The 20024-nt window shown below is 47.3% G+C and carries 21 protein-coding genes; 8 read left to right on the forward strand and 13 right to left on the reverse strand.

Features of this window, described 5'->3' with window-relative positions; genetic code table 11:
• Positions 1 to 462: 462 nt before the first annotated feature.
• The 6 genes from B5F94_RS07745 (at position 463) to B5F94_RS07770 (ending at position 3338) form a co-directional block, all read left to right on the forward strand.
• Entirely contained in the window at positions 463 to 840 is a 378-nt protein-coding gene (locus B5F94_RS07745) for a TnpV protein (protein ID WP_002586617.1), read from the forward strand.
• Positions 841 to 967: 127 nt separating this feature from the next.
• Positions 968 to 1276 (forward strand): ArsR/SmtB family transcription factor, encoded by a 309-nt coding sequence (locus tag B5F94_RS07750; protein WP_002586618.1) that lies wholly within the window; start codon positions 968 to 970, stop codon positions 1274 to 1276.
• 88 nt (positions 1277 to 1364) lie between these two features.
• Positions 1365 to 2378 carry a permease gene (locus tag B5F94_RS07755; protein WP_002586619.1) on the forward strand — a complete coding sequence of 338 codons (1014 nt, stop codon included), beginning with the start codon at positions 1365 to 1367 and terminating at the stop codon, positions 2376 to 2378.
• 18 nt (positions 2379 to 2396) lie between these two features.
• Positions 2397 to 2774 carry a thioredoxin family protein gene (locus B5F94_RS07760; protein WP_002586620.1) on the forward strand — a complete coding sequence of 126 codons (378 nt, stop codon included), beginning with the start codon at positions 2397 to 2399 and terminating at the stop codon, positions 2772 to 2774.
• A 2-nt stretch (positions 2775 to 2776) separates the two neighbouring features.
• Positions 2777 to 3169 (forward strand): arsenate reductase ArsC, encoded by a 393-nt coding sequence (locus B5F94_RS07765; RefSeq protein ID WP_002586621.1) that lies wholly within the window; start codon positions 2777 to 2779, stop codon positions 3167 to 3169.
• 1 nt (position 3170) lies between these two features.
• The gene (locus tag B5F94_RS07770) at positions 3171 to 3338 is read left to right on the forward strand and encodes a cysteine-rich KTR domain-containing protein (protein ID WP_074141147.1); all 168 of its coding nucleotides are present in this window, start codon (positions 3171 to 3173) and stop codon (positions 3336 to 3338) included.
• 53 nt (positions 3339 to 3391) lie between these two features.
• Here B5F94_RS07770 and B5F94_RS07775 read toward each other — a convergent pair whose 3' ends face one another.
• Positions 3392 to 4828: a MobA/MobL family protein gene (locus B5F94_RS07775; protein WP_002586622.1), complete on the reverse strand. Its 1437-nt coding sequence runs from the start codon at positions 4826 to 4828 to the stop codon at positions 3392 to 3394.
• 234 nt (positions 4829 to 5062) lie between these two features.
• On the reverse strand, positions 5063 to 5278 hold the full coding sequence (locus B5F94_RS07780) for a helix-turn-helix domain-containing protein (protein ID WP_002586623.1): 216 nt from the start codon (positions 5276 to 5278) through the stop codon (positions 5063 to 5065).
• A gap of 172 nt (positions 5279 to 5450) precedes the next feature.
• Here B5F94_RS07780 and B5F94_RS07785 point away from each other — a divergent pair, with 172 nt between their 5' ends.
• On the forward strand, positions 5451 to 6125 hold the full coding sequence (locus B5F94_RS07785; RefSeq protein ID WP_225363674.1) for a helix-turn-helix domain-containing protein: 675 nt from the start codon (positions 5451 to 5453) through the stop codon (positions 6123 to 6125).
• Between the two features lie 107 nt (positions 6126 to 6232).
• Positions 6233 to 7531 carry a tyrosine-type recombinase/integrase gene (locus tag B5F94_RS07790; protein WP_002586625.1) on the forward strand — a complete coding sequence of 433 codons (1299 nt, stop codon included), beginning with the start codon at positions 6233 to 6235 and terminating at the stop codon, positions 7529 to 7531.
• A gap of 277 nt (positions 7532 to 7808) precedes the next feature.
• Here B5F94_RS07790 and B5F94_RS07795 read toward each other — a convergent pair whose 3' ends face one another.
• From B5F94_RS07795 to B5F94_RS07840, 11 genes are all read right to left on the reverse strand, one after another.
• Positions 7809 to 8051: a hypothetical protein gene (locus tag B5F94_RS07795; protein WP_087329178.1), complete on the reverse strand. Its 243-nt coding sequence runs from the start codon at positions 8049 to 8051 to the stop codon at positions 7809 to 7811.
• 370 nt (positions 8052 to 8421) lie between these two features.
• Positions 8422 to 9654, reverse strand: a complete 1233-nt coding sequence (locus B5F94_RS07800; RefSeq protein WP_087329180.1) for a tyrosine-type recombinase/integrase — start codon at positions 9652 to 9654, stop codon at positions 8422 to 8424.
• A gap of 13 nt (positions 9655 to 9667) precedes the next feature.
• Positions 9668 to 9955: a hypothetical protein gene (locus B5F94_RS07805; RefSeq protein WP_087329182.1), complete on the reverse strand. Its 288-nt coding sequence runs from the start codon at positions 9953 to 9955 to the stop codon at positions 9668 to 9670.
• Between the two features lie 746 nt (positions 9956 to 10701).
• Positions 10702 to 10881: a hypothetical protein gene (locus tag B5F94_RS07810; protein ID WP_087329184.1), complete on the reverse strand. Its 180-nt coding sequence runs from the start codon at positions 10879 to 10881 to the stop codon at positions 10702 to 10704.
• A gap of 51 nt (positions 10882 to 10932) precedes the next feature.
• Positions 10933 to 12807: a hypothetical protein gene (locus B5F94_RS16190; protein WP_143383258.1), complete on the reverse strand. Its 1875-nt coding sequence runs from the start codon at positions 12805 to 12807 to the stop codon at positions 10933 to 10935.
• 20 nt (positions 12808 to 12827) lie between these two features.
• The gene (locus B5F94_RS07815) at positions 12828 to 13421 is read right to left on the reverse strand and encodes a hypothetical protein (protein WP_087329186.1); all 594 of its coding nucleotides are present in this window, start codon (positions 13419 to 13421) and stop codon (positions 12828 to 12830) included.
• A gap of 342 nt (positions 13422 to 13763) precedes the next feature.
• Entirely contained in the window at positions 13764 to 14546 is a 783-nt protein-coding gene (gene istB, locus B5F94_RS07820) for an IS21-like element helper ATPase IstB (protein WP_087189598.1), read from the reverse strand.
• Positions 14539 to 15762, reverse strand: a complete 1224-nt coding sequence (gene istA, locus B5F94_RS07825) for an IS21 family transposase (protein ID WP_087189599.1) — start codon at positions 15760 to 15762, stop codon at positions 14539 to 14541. The genes istB and istA overlap by 8 nt, the downstream gene beginning before the upstream one ends.
• A 558-nt stretch (positions 15763 to 16320) precedes the next feature.
• Complete coding sequence (locus B5F94_RS07830; protein WP_087329188.1) at positions 16321 to 17826, reverse strand: S-layer homology domain-containing protein; 1506 nt, start codon at positions 17824 to 17826, stop codon at positions 16321 to 16323.
• A gap of 102 nt (positions 17827 to 17928) precedes the next feature.
• Complete coding sequence (locus B5F94_RS07835; protein WP_087329189.1) at positions 17929 to 19560, reverse strand: ABC transporter ATP-binding protein; 1632 nt, start codon at positions 19558 to 19560, stop codon at positions 17929 to 17931.
• Complete coding sequence (locus B5F94_RS07840) at positions 19541 to 20020, reverse strand: hypothetical protein (protein ID WP_143383259.1); 480 nt, start codon at positions 20018 to 20020, stop codon at positions 19541 to 19543. The genes B5F94_RS07835 and B5F94_RS07840 overlap by 20 nt, the downstream gene beginning before the upstream one ends.
• Positions 20021 to 20024: the final 4 nt, after the last annotated feature.

Genomic DNA, 20024 nt, shown 5'->3' on the forward strand with positions numbered 1-20024 from the left:
TCATGAAGGATATGGCCCCCTCTCGTCAAGTTGTTGTCTGCAACTCCAACTATAACCGATGAGGCCTTATCCTTCATCCTTTTTTATCCTTCTGTCCAATATCTATTGTAGTCCTACAAGGCAGGAAATCGGGTTAAAAAACAGGTTATTTCCACGCTCTCGGAATTGTGGTAAAATGATAAGTATAAAAAGACAAATCGGAATTTGAATATCAGTAAATTATGACCTCTCAACAGAGGTTACAGTGTTTTAATAAAATCCTCCAAAAGCCTTGAAAATAAAGGATTTATCGCAATGTGTCTGCCTTATCTCTTTATACGGTTACACACAAGTTTACTCTTTCCCTCATTGCTCATAAGGGCAAATACAAGGGCAAGAAAATCTCATAACAAGATATAACAAAGTGTGGCAATCGGAGAACTGTGATGTATGTGCGAATATATTATAACGGAGGATTTTTCAATGGACAAGTACATTTACGATGATAAAAATGGTCTGTGGTATGAACTGCAAGGAGATTATTATATCCCATGTCTTATCTTACCAGCCGAAAAAGAACAGCCTATTGGTTTGTGGGGACAGCGGCACTTGCGGTATCTGAAAGAATACCGCCGAGCCACCTACATAACCTTGTTCACAAGCGGCAGACTGAACAATTACCTTGCTGACATCGACAGGCAGGCGCAGGAACGCATGGAAAGGCTCACAGAGCAGATGAAACGGGTGCAGGGTATTACGGAGCAGTTAAAGGCGGAAAACGCTTTGGAATGGACACAGAGAATGAATAACATACGGGCGTGTGCAAAGGAGATTGTGGAAAAAGAAATCATCTTTGCATAAGAAGACAGCGGTAGGATTTAGTTTTCCTACCGCTGTTTCACTTAAATCAAAAAAATATATTGACATTTTTCTATGTGTTGCATATAATAACACATAGACATTTATCTATAGGAGGTGATTGAGAGAGATGGATGAAAAAAGAATTGCGGCAATTTTCAAAGCGTTTTGTGATGAAAACCGCATTAGGATTATAAAACTGCTGCGTTCAGGTGAAAAATGTGCTTGCAAGTTGCTAGAAGAAATCAATGTCACGCAGCCTACGCTTTCCCACCATATGAAAATTCTTTGTGACGCTGAAATAGTTGTCGGGCGCAAAGAGGGAAAATGGACACACTATTCTATTTCAGAAAAAGGTGTGGAGCAGGCAAAAGAATGTTTGCGGCAGTTGACAACACTTGATGTTGAAAGCGAAAACAAGTCGTGCTGTGAAAAGTGAGGAAGTTTATTGATTGCTTTTCCGCACGGCTTATATTCGGGACGATAAATCGACATATTTCAATATAACTATATGAAAGGGGCTTTTTATGGAGACACTAAAAACAATTTGGGACTTTTTTCAAAATGAAGTCCTTGGTATGAACTGGCTGAATCGCCTCATTGAAACATTTTTGAACGCTTGCGGTTTAGATACCACGGGTAAAATAGGAGCGAGTATTCAGTTTTTCATCTATGATACCATAAAAATTATGGTACTGCTCGGCGTTTTGATTTTGATTATCTCGTATATTCAAAGTTATTTCCCGCCCGAAAGAGCTAAAAAGATACTCGGCAGATTTCACGGAATATGGGCGAATATCATCGCCGCTCTGCTCGGTACGGTAACACCGTTTTGCTCGTGTTCTTCCATTCCGTTGTTTATCGGGTTTACAAGCGCAGGTTTGCCGCTTGGCGTTACATTCTCCTTTTTGATTTCTTCGCCGATGGTTGACCTCGGAAGCCTTGTCTTACTGATGAGTATTTTCGGCTGGAAAGTTGCTGTTTTATATGTAATATTCGGTTTGGTAATCGCTGTGGCTGGCGGAACGCTAATTGAAAAGTTGCACCTCGATAATCAAGTGGAAGAATATATCCGAAACGGTCACTCGATTGATGTTCCGCAGGAGGAACTGCATTTCAAAGACCGTATGAAATTTGCGTGGGAACAGGTTGTTGAAACCGCTAAAAAGGTTGCTCCTTATGTTCTGATCGGCGTGGGCATTGGTGCTTTCATTCACAACTGGATTCCTGAAGAATTTATTGTCAAAGCACTTGGCGAAAATAATCCGTTTGGCGTAATTCTTGCTACGATAGTCGGTATTCCGATGTATGCGGATATTTTCGGTACAATTCCGATTGCAGAAGCCCTGCTTGCAAAAGGTGCTTTGCTCGGCGTTGTCCTTTCCTTTATGATGGGCGTTACTACGCTTTCGCTCCCTTCAATGATTATGCTTCGCAAGGCGGTCAAACCGAAACTGCTTGGTATTTTCATTGGAATATGTGCTGCTGGTATTATTATTGTAGGCTATCTTTTCAACGCAATACAATATTTAATTGTTTAATTTTAGGAGGTTATTATTATGGCATTATTTAACTTTGGAAAGAAAAAGGAAGAAGAAAAGAAAACACCTGCTTGCGCTTGTAGCTGCGGTTGTGCTGCCAGCGAAGCAGAAAGCATTACAAACGATTGCTGTCCTGATTTGAAAGAGGGAGAAATCTGCTGTATCAAAGTGTTGGCAGGTTGTAAATCCTGTCACGAACAATTTGAATACACAAAGCAGGCAGTAAAGGATATGGGACTTTCCGTAGAGGTCGAATACATTACCGATATGCAGAAAGTAATGGAATACGGTGTTATGAGTATGCCTGCCCTTGTTGTCAACGAAAAGGTTGTTGCTATGGGTAAGGTTTTGAAAGCTGCTGATGTGGTTGCTCTGCTGCACAAGCTGGGGTTTTAACGATGGATAAGAAAAAGGTAGCCTTTATTTGTGTGCATAACTCCTGCCGCAGTCAGATTGCAGAAGCACTTGGAAAACATTTGGCGGGAGATAAGTTTGATTTCTATTCTGCCGGAACAGAAACAAAATCACAAATCAATCAGGACGCTGTGCGGCTTATGAAACAGCTTTATGGGATAGATATGGAGCAAAGCCAGTATAGCAAGACGATTGATAAAATCCCTACGCCCGATATTGCGATTTCAATGGGGTGTGATGTCGGTTGTCCCTATATCGGTAGAGCGTTTGATGATAATTGGGGACTTCCCGATCCGACGGGCAAAAGTGATGAATGTTTTATACAGGTCATTGAGAGAATATCTCAAAAAATAAAAGACTTGAAATTAGAAAAGTAACATGAAAGCCACAGAATGGATATATTGCCCTATCTGCGGCAATAAAACTCGCACAATGATACGGGAAGATACAGAATTAAGAAACTTCCCTCTCTACTGTCCGAAGTGCAAAAAGGAAACAAGCATCAATGCTCAGGATATGAAAGTCACGCTTGCAGAACACAAATAAGATTTTTATGTATGCCGCCGCATGGGTGATACCATAGCGGCGGTTTTTCGTGCCTATCGGCTGTCTCTGTCAAAGGATTTCTTTCTCTGTCTCGGCTGGTTTCTCTGCTTACCCTCCGCCTGAAGCTGACGCAGGCGTTTCAGCACGCTCTCTCGTTCAGGCGGCTTTGCCTGCTCTTTTTTGGCGGGTTTCTGTTTTTCCCTGACCTGTTGCTCCCATGCGGCAAGGTCACGATTGAACTGCTCCACAACAGCCTCCGCCTTACGGTAGGTTGCCATGTACGCCTGCACATCGGGATAACCGTCCTCTTTCAGAACATCGGGCAGTTTATCCAGCTTTTCAGCGATTTCCTTTTCTGTCCGCTGTATCTGCTCTGTGAGCGCCTTGCGCTCCTTACCCTTGAAAATCCCTTTTGTATCGGCAAGCTGTTGTTTCAGCTTCGGAAGTACCGTATCCTGCAAATGCCGGATTTCTTTCGCCTTATCCTGCGCCTTTATCATCAGCTTTTGCATGGTACGGAACTCTGCCATATCTATTTCAAGGACAGGCTTCGGCGGCATATCGTGTTCACGGATTAAGTTTTGCAGGAAGTCCTTAGCCTTGTTTACGATACTGCGGAACAGACCCGGCAGCCAGCCCTTGCTTTTGATAGACTGGCTCGCCTTTTCGTGTATCTCTGTCTGCTTGACTTCTAAAATCTTTGCTTCGGAGATACCTGATAATAACGCCATATCCGCTGTCCTGTTCCATTCCTGCCTTGCGGCATTATCGGCTTTGATTTCGTCCTCTTTGGGATTATTTTTGCCGATTTTCTTGGCCGGAAGATAGACGCTGTTTTTATCAAATACCTTTAAGTGCTGCTCAGGATCGGAGATATGGCAGTTAATAAGTTCTGTATACACTTCCTTTATCTCTCGGAGAAAAGGCTCTCCCTTAAAGCGTGTATCTTTGGTAGTAAACAGATGGCTTTCGTATACCTCGCCTTTTTTGATGACGGTACAGCCTTTCCGTATCTGCCCGTCCTCCCCCGTGATTTCCTTTTTGGTGCGGACACGCTTTCCAGTCTCGTCAAAGAACACGCTGCGGGAAGCAACCTTTACATCAGGTTCGGGGAGCAACCTCCTCTCGCTGAAAATCAGATGGATATGATAATTTGTCTTGCGCTTGTTGTGGTGGAGGGCGGACACGCACTCCACACCGTACCGCCTGCGGAACTCCTCTGTAAAGTCCGTGAGTACCTGCTGCGGCTCGTATTGCGTATAGATTTCGGGCAAGGCGATAATCAGTTCCCTTGCTTCGATACATTTGCCCTCTGTGCCGCTGCGCTGAAACTCCTGCTGGCTTTCCCTTGCAAGGTTGCTCCAAAAGGTGCTGTCGGCGGTGCGGTAGGTGGCATAGAGATTTTCCTGCCTTGCATGGCTTGTAATATACGATATTCGCCCTTTGACATTGGGCAGTTTTGACATCTGGATAAAACTGTGTCTCGGCATACATCATCTCCGTTTTCTGTTGTCAAGGTGCGTCCTTTTTTTGCAACCGTTTACGGTTGTGGCTGTCGCTGCGGCAGCGGTGACAGCCCCGTATCATACGCCGCAGGCGGTTGATACGGAAGCCCCCTGCAAGGGCGAAATACCCGGAGTACAAATCGAAGATTTGTGCGAGGGGTGTATTTCGCTCTCAAACGCCGAGGGCTTAGGGTTACTTTCCGAAAAGAGAATGGATGGTCATTCCACTCTGCGGACATCATCGGGCTTCAGAAGATTTCTTCCCTGATTGACCGTCAGAAACCGTTCCAGCGTGTCCCTGCGGATAATGGTCTTGCGCCCCACTTTGAGGACGGGCAGCTTTCCCCATTCCACCAGCTTCCGCATGGTGTTCCTGCCGATACCCGTACATTCTGCGGCTTCCTCTATGGTAAGTCCCATTTTGACTGCGCTCATTCTATCAACCTCCTTTTAGAATACTCATTTTGCAACTACTGTTTTATCATTATACTTATTCTGCCATCTCTTGTCAACCTATTTTGCAACCATTCATAGTTTATTTACAACTTTTATTGAGATAAAGGTTGCAAAATAAGTATCGGCGTGTTATACTGATACCAGTCAGGAGGTGAACACCTTGAAAAAAGAAACCACATTCACCGCAAAACAGGTCGGTAGGAGGATTAAGGAACGCCGCACAGAGTTAAACATTACCATGCCGGAACTTGGCAGGCGTGTAGGCGTGAACAAATCCACCATTCAGCGGTATGAAGCGGACGGAGTTGATCCGAAGCGCACAATGGTTATCAACGGTCTTGCGGAAGCGTTGCTCACAACTCCCGAATGGCTGACAGGTCTTTCCGATGATAAGGAATATGACACCTATACTCTTTGCCAGCGGGATATTGAGGAACACATCAGGAAATATCTGGACACAGTTTCCTATACAGTAAAGGGCGAGCCGCACCAGCAGCTTCTCACGACATTTCTCGGCAAGATGGTTGACCTGTATACGGTTATGACCTGCTACTTTGCTGATGCTATGGAGGAAGTTGACCGTGTGGCGGAGGACAAAGGGCTGAAAGAGTCTCTTGGACGGTACGCCATAGAGTCCGGGGCAATCATGGAACAGGTATACCGCAAGAAGATGGAAGTACCGATTGAGGATATGAAACGGTTTTTAGACGGGATTTTACATATCCACGATGAGGGGCGCACAAGAATGTCGATGGGCGCACTTTTCGGGATAGTGGAGGAAGCCGAAGAAAGGCTTTCCGAAAAAGAAAATTCCGTGGCACCTTGACAAGTAAAGACGCCAGTTGACTTTCACTGGCGGAAGTGACACAATTACTTTACGCACACCATATGTCACAGTCCCGATTGCCACGGATAGAAAGGAGTTTTTTATCTATGGCAAAAGGTTCTGTAAGAAAGAAAGGCAAAAAGTGGTACGGACGCTTTTATATTGAAGATGAAAGCGGCAGAAAAGTGCAGAAAGAGTTTGCAGGCACAGAGAGCAAGGCGGAAACAGAAGCCATGCTCCGCAAAGCGATAGCGGACTATGAGGAAAAGCAGTTTGTCGGGAAAGCGGAAAACATCACGGTAGGCGATATGCTGGATATGTGGGTAGAGGAAGAACTGAAACCCGGCAACTTAAGCAACGGGACGGTCATGTCCTATCAGGGAACGGTCAACCGTATCAAGCAATATCCCATTGGCAAACGCAAGCTGAAAACCGTGACCGCCGACCATTTGCAGGCGTTCATTGATTTTCTGAGCTACGGTGGGACAAACCCGGACGGGACAACTTCAAAGCCCATGAGCAAAGGATATATGCTCCTGTTCTCGGCGGTGTTGCAAAATTCCTTCCGCTTTGCGGTTTTCCCGAAAAAACTGATTACCTTTAACCCTATGCAGTATGTGAAGCTGAGGGGCAGGAAGCAGGAAACGGATATTTTCTCGGACAGTGAGGAAGATACTTCCAGTATTCCTACTATCACCCATGAACAGTTCCAAAAGCTGGAGGAATTTCTCAAGGCAAAAGATAATCCCGCCTTGCTGCCTGTGCAGATAGCGTACTACACGGGGCTTCGTATCGGGGAAGTATGCGGCTTGACTTGGCAGGATATTAACCTTGAGGAACAATATCTCACGGTACGCCGAAGCATGCGCTATAACGGAACAAGGCACACAACCGAAGTGGGAACGACAAAACGGAGCAAAGTCCGCACCGTTGATTTCTGCGACACGCTGGCGGCAATCCTGCGGGCGGCGAGAACAGAACAGCGCAAAAACCGTTTCCGCTACGGGGAGTTTTATCACCTGAACTACTACAAAGAAGTAAAGGAAAAAGGGCGCACCTATTATGAGGTTTACAGCCTGCAAAGGACAGAGGAAGTCCCGGAGGATTACAAGGAAATCTCCTTTGTCTGCCTGAGAGCAGACGGGGCGTATGAAGCGCCGAGTACGGTAGGGATTATGTGCAGGGCGGCAAAGAAGAAAGTGAAAGGGCTTGAAGATTTCCATTTCCACACGCTCCGTCACACCTACACAAGCAATCTGCTTTCCGGCGGCGCAAAGCCGAAAGATGTGCAGGAACTTCTCGGACACTCCGATGTCAGTACCACAATGAACATCTACGCTCACTCTACAAGGGAAGCGAAGCGCACTTCCGCAAGGCTGCTGGATAAGGTGGTCGGCGGGGAATAAAAAGTTGCCCTTGTTTCGGCTCGTAAGGGCAAAAACAAGGGCAAACAGATAAGGTTTGAATGAAAAACAGGCGTGAAGCCTTGAAAAATCAATGGTTTTTGAGGATTAGATAGTTAAATCAGAATTTGAAAGGAGAAAACTCATATATCCGTTAGTATCTGTTTTTATTATAGTGGTCGGTGCGCTACTATTGGTTTTTGCAAATAAAATTATAAAAAACAACAAGGTTAATCGAATTGGCATTAAAGTGGTTGGCGGTATTTTAATTATAGTTGGTTTACTTCAGGATACCCTTACCGTCTTGAACCGTCCAGGTCACGGAGTGGCCCGTATGACCGCAGTAGTCGCTGGGCAGGGCTATGGTTTCTGTCCCCTCATATCCCTGGGGCGCAAACAGGCGGATCACGCCGTCTGATACGGTGTAGCTTTGCCCGGACAAACCGTCCGCTGCCCAAGCGCCAGTGGTCAGGCCCAGGGCAAGGCAAAAGGCCAGTGTTATAGACATCAGTCTTTGCTTCATTGTTATGCTTCCTTTCACTGCTTGATACGGTCAAGTTATGATGTAATGGTAGCATATATCAGTCCAATACGCAAGGAACGCAGCAAAATTGAAAATTCCTCATTTTTATATTTTTCAGAACAAAAAAGACTTAAAACCGTAGTTTCAAGTCTTTTTTCACTCTCTCGAGTTGGTGGAGATAAGCGGGATCGAACCGCTGACCTCTTGAATGCCATGGAAATAATTTGAATTTTACCCCAATTTCAACATTACTTTATGTACCACCAAAAAAGCAAAAATGCCACATCAAAACTAAACTATGCTACCCAAATCCCATTCACTTTAATTAGATAAATTTTAGCCAAATCGGGAGCCACCCCCAATTAGCCATTTAAAAGACTAACCCTTTTGAAATCTGCTCCAACATCTCTTTATTCTTTTTTGCCCTCTCTTCTCTCTGTTTATCTACATACTTCTGAGCCATACGACTATCCTCATGGCCCAATAGTTGCATAACATGAAAGACCGTAGCATCAGGCTGATTACTTAACAAGGTTGCAGCGGTGTGCCGCAGACGGTGAGGCCGTAACCTATCCACTCCAGTTCCTGACTTCTTCAAATAACGATTAAGAGCAGTTCGGAAGCCGTCACAAGTCCACGATGGCCCCTTAACCGTTCCAAAAACAAAATCTTCATCAGAGGTTTTTGTTTTGCTAACTGTAGGTGCTTTTTTTCTCCACTCCATCAGATACTCAATTAAACTATCAGGTACAAGAATTTCTCTTGTACCCGCCTTAGTTTTCGGCAAGCCAACTACTGTTTCCGCAGATGTTCGATTGCCGTGTTCATCAAACACCATCTTTTTTGTAAGGGCACGGCTAATGCTAATACAAGCACTTTCAAAATCTATATCTCCCCATTTAAGCGCTAATGCCTCCTGTGTTCTCATACCTGTATGAATCATAACATTTACAACAGGATATATTGTGTCATGCTGTTTCAATGCAGACATGATATCGGACAGTTCATCAGCAGCTAAAGCCGTAATTTCCTTAGAAACCTTTTTTGCCTTAGGCTTTTTGAACTCACCATTGTCCATTGGATTATGTGGCAGATAGTTCTTACGAACAGCCCTCTTAAACATTCTGCCGACCAAATATGCAGTGCGTTTTAAGCTCGTCTGCCCATACTGATAATGCCCATTTACCGTTTCATTTGACATACGAGCAAAAAACTTGTTTATCTCGTCAGTGTCTATCTCACCTATATGCCACCCAGTAAAAGCAGAAGCAAAGGGACGCAACATATTACAGTAGTTATCATAGGTCACATCAGAAATGCCGCTGTCCTTCAAACCATATTTTTTGAACTCCTCCACAAATTCCTCCACAGTGGTCTGTCCGTTAATAACCACCTTTTCCTCCTCTAAGTACCCATTCTTACTGAGCCAGAGGTGCATTTTGTCCAGGGCTTCTTGCTCCGTTTTACCTGTCTCCACATGACGGAGCCGCTTGCCGCCTTCATCTTTGCCAAGACTGTAAGCCGCACCGTACCGCCCGTCTTTCATCCGGTAAACGCTGCCCTCACCGTTTGGCCGTCTAACAATTTTCTTACTCTTACTCATTTTTATGCCCTCCTTAACAAATTCCGGTAACTAAATAATTGGCAACCGCTATAATTGGCACCACTTTGCGGCGGCCTATTGTCCGCACAAAGCGGCACTTCTTCAGCCAGTCGTAGACATTGCTCTCCCCGACATTGAGGACAGCCTGCAACTGCTTTGCGTCCAGGCACTCCACTTTATAGGTGTCACGGAGCAGTTTGGCCTGAATTTCAACTAAACGGCCAACATCAATCCGCTGAAGTTGTTTAATTTCTTCATGTTTCTTCTTGTTGAAAAGCACCCCTGTATAAATGCGATCCATGGTAAAAACCTCCCTAGATATGTCTTTCACCATGGAATACAAAACTGCTTAAATACTAAGTCCTTTCATACACGATCTAATTTTTGAACATTATAACGCCATGAAATATGGGTGTCAGCGGCGAGAATAGCCAGAATATCTCCCTTGTAATTAGACGATTATCCAGCATAGGGAAGAACCCAATAAACTCATTCAAGCCCTATACGATAGTTCAGTTCAATGAAACAGGTCTGAGCGTTTATGCTTTTATCTGTGTCATTTCAGGCACTTGGAACATTTGGAACATTTCCCGCCCACATTCTCAACTAGCCTATTCCATGTAGGACTCTTATTTTTTCTAACTTCTCCCACTTAATCTTTCCATTTTAAATATCCACCCATTTTACCTACTCTCACAAGGAAAAATTCTCTACTCCCTCTTTTTCGTCTTGACCTAGATATTTTTCTTACAAATACCTTCAAACAATAAGATTTATCGTTGTCTGTATCATCTCTTGTGTCTTTTTTTATTGAAACATCCTAGATAAACCATCAACCCATCCGCGTATTTAATAGTGCGTGTATCTTTCTCGATCTCAACTAGCCCTCTGCCTGTTCTTGCTTTTCCAGCAACTCAAACAGCAAATTTATAAAACAGGTCAAATACATCATTACAACTAGCCTAACTTACGTATCAAAAAAAGTGCTTGAAAAAGTATAAAAAGTAGGGGAACAGCATGGTGTGCTGCCCCCCTGGTCGGGTGTCTTTAGTCCTTTGGATTTACGCCCCAACGCTTTGCCAGTGCCTTGGTGATCGGGCCAAGAGCCGCCACGTCCTTGGCGTACTGGCCATCCTGTCCCAAGAACAGAAGACCGATCTGTATGCCCTGAGGCGTGAATATGGCATACTGCTGCCCCCGCTGAACCACGTACAGGTTGTTTATCATGTTCATCTCACTCCTAACAAAAAAATATACTCCATCTGCAAATGGAGTATATCAAGCGGCTATATCACTATTAACAACTGTCCTGCCTGCTATTGGCTCATCTTCCCACTTTGTACTCTCTGTTCCACCCTCTGTTACTGGGACATATTGGTCATAAGTGTATTTCCACTCAACCATTCTGTACTCTGGCATTTCATCTTGTACTTCTATCTTTGGAAGTGTTTGCTCTCTTACATGAGTGGATACGTGCTCAGTACCCTTAGTAAGAGTGAGTTCTCCATTTTCATCAATAGATGCATACAGTACTTCCTGGTCATATACCTTTACTATCCTATAATGTAGTTTATCTAATAGACTGTTTATTTTATCAGATGTGCATGGGTCTGTCTTTGGATCAGGTGCTGGGTGCTCTTTATAGTTTGGATTATCTCCATGAGGCCCAGGATCAGTTATTGGATAATTATGGCTATCATAAGTATGAGTACTAGACTCTCCAGCTGACAGTATGTAGTAGTGTAATCCAAAACCCCACCACTGAGAATTGTTTAAATTTCCATTAGGTATTTCGTCATTAAAATTAGGATGTTTAGTTCCTCGTGTAATAGGTGCCTTGCCTTCTAACTGAAGGTCATTCTCTGTATACATTGACCAGGCTAAAGATTTATGCAAAGCTCTGTCAAGGTTACCACCTACATCGTCACCGTTACTCCAACCTTGATTTAAGTTTTTATCGTTTATAAATTTTCCGTAGTTACTAATTGTGCCATAGAACATAAATGTAGAAGCATATCCATTTCTATCATTTAATCGGCTATAGAACAATGGCTCCATAAATACTATGTATCCATGTTGAGCACAAGTAGCTATAAATGATGGATTATTGTTTTCAGGATTTATTGCCCAGTCAGACTTTTTTATACCTGAAGCTGCGTTGAAGTCAAACAATGGAACACTAGTATTTGGTATTACGAAGTCCATTAAGTCTATTAAGTATCCATCATCATATAATGGAGATAGCTGAATTCCATCTGTATTTTCGTCAGCATAAGCTACATCCACTGTTAAACCAGCAGTTAGCAAATTACTTGGTAAATCTAACCCCATTGTTTGAGTCTGGCCAGCTTCATACTTCTTCTTAAAGTCATACATAGCTGATACCATCACTGAAATTTCGTCCTGGCTAAACATTGGCTCTCCTACAGAATTTGTAGCAGATACTAAATCATTAGTTATGCTAATTATATCTTCACCAATCATAACCACTATAGCAGAGTGCTCATAACCAGCTTTTGTGTAAGCATCAACTCTAGATTGAAGAGCGGCTGTTAAACTGTTTACTGCCTCTCCTATATTGTTATCTTCCTCTACGTTTCCGGTGGTTCCTCCGCCACCTCCAGAGTTACCACCTCTCCAAGGATTTCCGCTAGAACCTAACATATAGTTTTTAAGTGTTTCACCACTAGTAGTAAAAACCTTATTTTTATAATCCTGTATTGGCATACCATTCCCTGTTAAACCTACATCATCTGCTGTCGTTATAATAACGTCAGTAGTCTTTGTACCAATCATATTAGCTGTGCTATCATATAATTCATTAGCTTTTATGCTTCCTGCATTATATATCTGAGTATGCCCTATACCTCTTGTACCAAAACAGGCTGCTGTTTTATATTGTGGTATCTTAGTATCAGATATAATGTCAACAATATTTGACATTAAGTTTCCTGATTTATCCACCACATAGACTCTTATACCTGTTCTGTCAGAACTCCATGTACCAGACTTTGAACCACCAGAACCACTTATGTTACCAGCACCGTCACCAGCACCACCATCAGCATATGCTAAATTTATAGAATTAATAGAAACAGTGGCCAGAGTCAGTATGACAAGCATAAAAGCTATTAGCCTTTTACCTATTTTCATTAAGTTTCACCTCCAAGTTCTTACTGCTCTGCTGATTCCTCTCCTCTAGATTCTGCTATAGATTGTGCCAACTCTTCCATTGTTTGAGAGTTATCAACTGTATTTCCTTCCTCTGGATCAGGCTCATCATAGCTAGCCATGGAGTCATCTACTCCACTATAATCTCCATCAATTATAGCTTGCAAGTATTGATCTATTTTATCACTTTTAGCTTTAAGCTCATCCTCTGTCATATTGAGCAATTCTTCATTTGGTTCTTTTACTACAATGTTTCCATTACCATCTTGATATGTCATTGTACCATCTTCAGCTATATCTATATCATCTGGATCTGGCATAGATATGGACCCAATCATCTGACTAGTATAGTCTTTTTGCTCATCAGTCAAATCAGTATCCAATATCTCCTCAATTTCTCCCTTTGTATAGTTTGGAAGATAAGGTGATAAGTCCTCTGCTATCTCTGAATTTGTTCTTCCATCGTCAACTCCAGTATTACCATACTTAGCCACCATGATGATTGCTAAAATAGCTATCAAAACTACAGCGGCTATGGCTATTGGTATCAATATTTTCTTATTAAATGTCTTTCTATCTGGAGCCTGCTCAGTCATAACATATTGACCCCCTCTACAAAATAAATTTAGTTTATAATGGAAACACAGTAGCTATATGAGCATCCGACACCGGAATAGATGCTACATAACTACTGTGTCTCCATTTATTTAGTATACCTATATTTAATTAAGATGCTATATTCCAGTGTCTAAACGCAGAAGTTTGAAAACTACTAAGTAAATTTACCTTTCTAGACTGATACTATCAAGGTTAACCGCCTACATTTACTTGACCCGATGTCAACGCCGGACGGTAAAAAATCTAAAACGCCGGCCAGAAAATGACCCAAACGCCGGAAACATAGAGCCGGTTATTTACGCCGGAACTCTGTCAGCCGGTCAGTTGTCCGCCGGAAGCTCAGCTGGTGGAACCGGCTGGACACCGGCCTTCCACCGTTCCCTCAGCCGGTAAGTCTGGCCGCGGATATTCACCACATGGGCGTGGTGGAGCAGTCGGTCCAGCAGCGCAGTGGCCAGAATGTTGTCGCTGAGCAGTTCCCCCCAATCGCTGAAATACTTATTGCTGGTCAAGATGATACTGCCGTGCTCATACCGTTCCGAGATCAGACGGAACAGCAGCTCAGCCTCCTGGCGGTCCAGCTGCATGTACCCAACCTCGTCAATCACCAGTACAGCCGGACGCAGGTAGACCCGCCACCTGCGTTCCAGGCGTCCCTGCAGCTGAGCTTTCTTCAAATCCGTAATGAGGTGAGAGAGGGTGGTGTAATAAACCACCATACCGGCGTCCAACGCCTTGAGTGCCAGGCCAACAGCCAGGTGGGTTTTGCCCACCCCAGGGGGTCCCAGCAGGATGACATTTTCCTCCCGGGCAACGAAGGCCAGCGTACCCAGCTCCTCTACCTGCCGTTTGTCAATGCTGGGCTGGAACGCAAAGTCAAAGTCCTCCAGGCCCTTGCGGTGGGGCAGCCTGGCCAACTTCAGCCGGGTCTCCCGGCTCTTTCGCTGGCGTTGCTGCTGTTCAGAAGAAAGCAGTTCATTGAGAAACTGCACATAAGTCTGCTGTGCGTGGAGGGATTGCTCCAACTGAGCATCCAGAAGTTGAGCCGCAGTCTGCAGCCCCATTTGTTCCAGAAGGGCTCTGGCATGTTCTAATTCAACCATGTGCAGATCCTCCTAACAAACGGTCATAGAACTGCAGGGGCCGTACTTCCACCTGGAGATCCTGCTGCTGGGCTGCCGGATACGGTGCGGCAATCCCTTTGTGCTCTGCCAGGCCTTTGTACTGTCCGGGAAGCCATATGATTTTTCCGGCATGGTACTGGACCTGGTGCCTGGCTAAAAGCATCTCTCCGTCATAGATTTCCAAAGAGCCGCTGCACAACCGTACCTGGACCTCCTTGCCGCTGTACTGCCATGGTACACCATAACGGATCCCGTCAAAGCTCACCAATCCTTCTCTGGTTACGGTACGTCTCTCCCAGCGGTAGCGGTCCTGAATCTCCTGAGCGGGTAATGGAAGCAGTTCTTCCGCAGGCAGCACCTGCAATGGGACCTTACCGGTGGTACCATGGGGCTTGGAGTCCACCGTTTTACACCAGAGCTGCGCCTGCTGGTTCAGATCTTCCAGGTCAGTGAACTTGCGGCCGGGGAAGAAGTTCTCTTTCACATACCGGACCAGACGCTCTACTTTCCCCTTAGTCTGCGGCTTCCTGACCCGACAGACCTTTGGCAGAAAGCCCACCTCTACCGCAAAGTCAGAGAATTGGGTATTCCAAATCACCTTGCCAGCCTCACGCCCTGCGACAACTGTCTTCATGTTGTCGGTCAGGACTTCCTTAGGCACACCCCCGAAATACAGAAATGCGTTCAGCATACACCGTTCCATGCTACGCAGGTCACAGCGGCTTACAAACTCAATGTACTTGGTACGAGAATATCCTAATATCATCACAAAAACAGCCACTTTGTGCAGGGCCCCGCTTTGGTCCCGATACTGACAGATACCCCAATCCATTTGTGCCTGCTTGCCGCTGGGTGTCTCATAGCGCCGCACCGCCGGCGCGGACTTCGCTGGCCGGTACGGATGTACATATTCTTTCAGGATACTCATCCCGCCATCATATCCCAGTGCCCGCAGCCGCTCCAGCAGCACCACACAGTTGAAAATACCTTGCTGCATCCAGATGTCCAACTGTGGTTTGTAAGGGTCCAGCTTGGAGCCTTTTCTAACCCCCTTCAAGCCATGCGGCTGCGCTGGCTGTGTTATGTACTTCCGGACAGTGTTTTTCGATACTCCAATTTCACGCCCAATGGAATATGCACTCTTGCCTTTTCCTGCTAATTCTTTTATCATTAGTATCAGCCCACTCCTAATCATTCGGCCATCTCCCTTAAAAGTATTGCACACACTTTTAAGATAGCCGGTCTTTAGGCGTGGGTCAATTTTTGCCCGGCGTATAGGTCTATTTTACTCCGGCGGTGACAGGAGAAATAGGTGGATACCGCTATCCCATTTTCCTGGCACCATTGACCTACCGGCAGCCCGCTGCTCCGGCAGGCCTCCACACGTCGGCTCCATTCCGCTAACCGGTGTTGTTGATTGGCTCTCTGTAAACTCTCCATTTGCTCCATGCCTGCACCTCACTATCTCAGAGTCTTGAATACTCTCTGGTACTACCTTGTACTACCATGCACTTCCTCAGACTCTTATAGTTTGGCAGAGCCATTTTACCCTGACAAGCCGCCGACTGTTTTTACGCTTACTTCACAACACCATCGGCTGCGCTCTTGGCGGCCTGGCTGCATCGCTGCTGAAGCAACCGCTCCCTGAACCATAGCAGCGTAGCTGAACAAAAATAGTGAAGGAACACTATACAGCGTTCCTTCACTATTTTTTCATGAGAGTCTATTTGCTGCTCGCTTCAGCAAGCACTTCTCATTCAGCGATATTCTCCATAAAACGCATCAGTATAGTGGCCACTTCAGCCCGGGATGCAACGCCCAGAGGATCCAGAAGGCCGCCATCCTTACCATTCAACAGGCCGGAACCCACTGCCCACTTCACAGCATCCACAGCCCAGGAGCCGGTCTGATCCGCATCCGGGAACGCGCTCAGGTCATCGGAAGCACTCACATCATAGCCCTTGTACTGGGCATAGCGATACAGGATAGTAGCAAACTGCTCACGGGTGATCAGGTCATTGGGTCCAAAGTTGCCATCGCCGTAACCCTTTACGATCCCTTCCTCGGTACCCCAGCAGATAGCCTCAGTATACCAGGTATCCGCCTCCACGTCGGGATAGGACACGGTGTTGTCCGTCTGGGGCTGTCCCTCGGCCCGCCACAGGATGGTGGTCACCATGCTGCGGGTGGTGGTGAGCATGGGGGCAAACGTAGTGGAGGAGGTGCCTTCCATCAGACCGCTATCATAAACATAGTACACGGCGTCATAGAACCAATCATTCTCCGCCACATCCACAAAGGGCATATCGTCCGAAATCTCAGCAAAGGTGACGTTTACGCTCACCTCGGAGGCAGGCATGGTAAAGGTGTACTTGCCGTTGCCCTTATCCGTAACCTTCACTTCATTGCCGTCCTCGTCTATGACGCTCAGAGTGGCAACTTCATAGCCGGCCTTAGGAGTAACGGTGATCGTTACCAAGGTTCCCTTGGAGGCGCGGGTAGGAGTGGTCTTTACTTCGCCGTTGGAGGTGTCCTCGGTCTCAACGGGATAGGTGGGGCTGGAAGAACCACCGCTGCTGGCGATAGGATAGATGGTGGTGGTGCAGACAGCCTCTGCCACGCGCACAGATGTGCCAGCAGTAAATCCATTGTCTTCAGCCATGCTCTCATCATATGTAACGAGAATATAGCCGGTGGTAGGGATGCTGTTGTCACCGCCAACGGCATTCCACACTTCGCTGTTGGTGAGCGTTCCGGTAAAGGCAATGTTCATTTCCTCAGCCAGAATGTCAGCAACCCCTTCCGCGCTGAGCGTGGAATCACTCAGTCTTTCCACCGCACCCTCTGTCAGCTGATATGTAGCACTGACGCCATTTTCAGTCTTCACAGGGTTGGTGCTGACTGCCTCATAGTTATTGGTTCCGGTAATTTCGAGAGAAACACCCTCAAGATCGCTCTCCGTCAGGGCATCTTTGAGGAGGGCATCTTCCAGATAGCAGGTAAACCGCAGAGATTCCAACCAATTCTCATTCACGCGAGCGGTATTGACCAGAGCCACAATTTCACTGGTTTCATTCAAAATCTTCAATGAAGCAGAGTAGCTCACATCATACTGCCCATTCGCACCGGTAGCAGAACCTTCAATCTCCAGAACTGCACCGCTGTAATCCGCCGCAGCCTGAGCACCAGGAATCAGTCCGACGGTCAAAACTGTCGCCAGCGCCAGGGATGCCAGACGCTTCCACATTTTCCTCTTCATAATTTCTGTCCTCCTTCATTTGAGTATCCACTCAAAAGAAACTTACTCATATGATAAACCATTTCTGGAGTATTTTCCAGTGTTTTAACAAATTTGTCATATTCAATATGAGGCGTTCAAATTCAGATGCCGGACTGGGATCTCCTTGAACACATCCTGCCGGTGTGTGGCTGCAATTGCAACGGGCCAACGGGCTGTCAGACTGTTCCACACCTGCATCTCCGTATCCCGGTCCAGGGCGGATGTGCTCTCATCCAGCAAAAGGACCTGCGCGCCGGAGAGGAGCGCCCGGGCAATGGTGATCCGCTGCCGCTGGCCTACAGAAAGTCCTTCCCCGCCTTCGCCTACCAGCGTATCCAGCTTCTGAGGCAGGCTGTCCACAAAACCGCACTGCGCCAGTTTCAGCGCCCCTTGCAGCTCCGCCTCGGTTGCGTGGGGGCAAGCCAGCAGGAGGTTCTCCCGCAGGGTCCCGGAAAACAGCACCGGCGTCTGAGGCACCAGAGAAAACAGGTGTCTGGTGGCTGCGGAACAGGGAAAGCATCCCTGATCGGTCTCCAGCACGATTTCTCCCTCCTGGGGACGATAGAGCCCAAGAATCAAGCGGTACAAAGTACTCTTTCCGCGGCCGGAACTGCCGGTCAGGCAGGTCCATCCGCTCAGATCCACGCTGGCACTCAGATTTTGGAAGACCGGTCGTTCCTCCCCCGGGTAGCAGAAGGTCACATTACGAATGTGTATGGCCTTGCACACAGCCCCCTCCGGCGGGCACTCTCCGTCCGGTTCGTCCGCCAGGTCCCACAGCTCCAATACACGGTCCTCCGCCGCATCCACAGCCGCAAGCCGGCTGTGCAAGCCGCTCAGGCCCGCGACAGGTGTGCGAAAGAGATTGGCCAGCTGAAGCAGTGCCGTCATGCCGCCGAAGGTGAGCCGCCCGGTGCCAATGGCCACGCCGCCCCAGATCAAAAGGGCTGCGGATGCCAGCTGGACAAGCACAGAAAATCCCGTGCTTCCTCCTATGGTCACCAGGCGCAGCCGCGCCCGGTCCTGTCGCCAGCACTCCTGGTATGTACTCAGGCGGTGGGCTCCCTCTGCGGGGTCCACCGCACTGCGGCGCAGTTCCAGGTGTTCCAGGCTCTCCTGTAATTCAGAGGTCAGCCGGTCTCCGCTGGCCAGCACAGCCTTGTGTTTCCGCTTCAGATAGCCACGGAGCACGCTGGCTACCGCTATTGCCAGGCAGCCCGCTGCCAGCACCACTCCCGTAATCATGGGAGCCAGCACCGCCAGCGCAATCAGCGCCCCGCCCAGCCGGATCAGCTGGCCCACGGTGGCCGGAAAAATCACGGTGTAGCGCTGACACAGCATACGGCAGTCGCCAACCAGACGGCTGAAAATATGGCCGCTATGATACTGCTCCAGACCGGCGCAGTCCTTTTTGCCCAGCCGCTGCATACTGATTTGCTGGAGCAGCAGCAGGCCCTGATCTGTCAGGCGCTCTGACCAGGCATTGGTGATCCCGTTCAGCACCGGAATCCCTATTGCCAGCAGGCCCAACGCCACGCACCAGAGTGCAAAACGCCCTCCTAGTCCCATGGCGCTGTCCAGCACCTTTTGGCTCACCAGTGCCAATGCCACCAGCAGCCCAGAAGACAGCGCGGTCAATATACTCAGCACAACACCTTTCCGCCGCCAGGGCTTCAGCAACTCCTTGAGCTGCTTACGGGAGGTCTGACACACGATCCTTCCTCCTCCCCACGATGCGCCGCAGCCGACGATACACCCCGCTCACCAGCCGCCGGACCGGCCGCACAGCCAGCCAGAATCTCCAGTACAGGCCATAGACAGGGCTGGTGCAATCCACCCAGCGGCCTCGCCAGGTAAAGGCCAGCATTTTGGCAATCACACAGTCCCGTCCTACACCCCGCTCCAGAATGCACTGGGCATCTCCGCAGCAGGTACAGCCGGTTTGGGTTACAGCGGTGATCCGATGGAGTACATACGCACCTGAGGGCCGCCGGTAAAGGAGCACATCCCCGCGGCGTAGACATTCTGCCGGGGCAAGGCGCACCTTGCTTTTCCCGTCCCACAGCATGGGTCGCATACTGCGGCCGGTGGCAGTCAGTTCCGCCTGCCCGCCGGAGCATATGACTTCCTCCAGCAGGGGAGAAAGGTCCGCCATTGAGATGATGCGATCCACTCCA

The sequence above is a fragment of the Flavonifractor sp. An4 genome (genome assembly GCF_002161755.1).
GTDB classification, from domain to species: Bacteria; Bacillota; Clostridia; order Oscillospirales; family Oscillospiraceae; genus Flavonifractor; species Flavonifractor avicola.

Bases quoted from the DNA above. Each gene is read 5' to 3' on its own strand.
- B5F94_RS07745 (WP_002586617.1), top strand. From the start codon at position 463: ATGGACAAGTACATTTACGATGATAAAAATGGTCTGTGGTATGAACTG.
- B5F94_RS07750 (WP_002586618.1), top strand. From the start codon at position 968: ATGGATGAAAAAAGAATTGCGGCAATTTTCAAAGCGTTTTGTGATGAA.
- B5F94_RS07755 (WP_002586619.1), top strand. From the start codon at position 1,365: ATGGAGACACTAAAAACAATTTGGGACTTTTTTCAAAATGAAGTCCTT.
- B5F94_RS07760 (WP_002586620.1), top strand. From the start codon at position 2,397: ATGGCATTATTTAACTTTGGAAAGAAAAAGGAAGAAGAAAAGAAAACA.
- B5F94_RS07765 (WP_002586621.1), top strand. From the start codon at position 2,777: ATGGATAAGAAAAAGGTAGCCTTTATTTGTGTGCATAACTCCTGCCGC.
- B5F94_RS07770 (WP_074141147.1), top strand. From the start codon at position 3,171: ATGAAAGCCACAGAATGGATATATTGCCCTATCTGCGGCAATAAAACT.
- B5F94_RS07775 (WP_002586622.1), bottom strand. From the start codon at position 4,828: ATGCCGAGACACAGTTTTATCCAGATGTCAAAACTGCCCAATGTCAAA.
- B5F94_RS07780 (WP_002586623.1), bottom strand. From the start codon at position 5,278: ATGAGCGCAGTCAAAATGGGACTTACCATAGAGGAAGCCGCAGAATGT.
- B5F94_RS07790 (WP_002586625.1), top strand. From the start codon at position 6,233: ATGGCAAAAGGTTCTGTAAGAAAGAAAGGCAAAAAGTGGTACGGACGC.
- B5F94_RS07795 (WP_087329178.1), bottom strand. From the start codon at position 8,051: ATGAAGCAAAGACTGATGTCTATAACACTGGCCTTTTGCCTTGCCCTG.
- B5F94_RS07800 (WP_087329180.1), bottom strand. From the start codon at position 9,654: ATGAGTAAGAGTAAGAAAATTGTTAGACGGCCAAACGGTGAGGGCAGC.
- B5F94_RS07805 (WP_087329182.1), bottom strand. From the start codon at position 9,955: ATGGATCGCATTTATACAGGGGTGCTTTTCAACAAGAAGAAACATGAA.
- B5F94_RS07810 (WP_087329184.1), bottom strand. From the start codon at position 10,881: ATGATAAACAACCTGTACGTGGTTCAGCGGGGGCAGCAGTATGCCATA.
- B5F94_RS16190 (WP_143383258.1), bottom strand. From the start codon at position 12,807: ATGAAAATAGGTAAAAGGCTAATAGCTTTTATGCTTGTCATACTGACT.
- B5F94_RS07815 (WP_087329186.1), bottom strand. From the start codon at position 13,421: ATGACTGAGCAGGCTCCAGATAGAAAGACATTTAATAAGAAAATATTG.
- istB (WP_087189598.1), bottom strand. From the start codon at position 14,546: ATGGTTGAATTAGAACATGCCAGAGCCCTTCTGGAACAAATGGGGCTG.
- istA (WP_087189599.1), bottom strand. From the start codon at position 15,762: ATGATTAGGAGTGGGCTGATACTAATGATAAAAGAATTAGCAGGAAAA.
- B5F94_RS07830 (WP_087329188.1), bottom strand. From the start codon at position 17,826: ATGAAGAGGAAAATGTGGAAGCGTCTGGCATCCCTGGCGCTGGCGACA.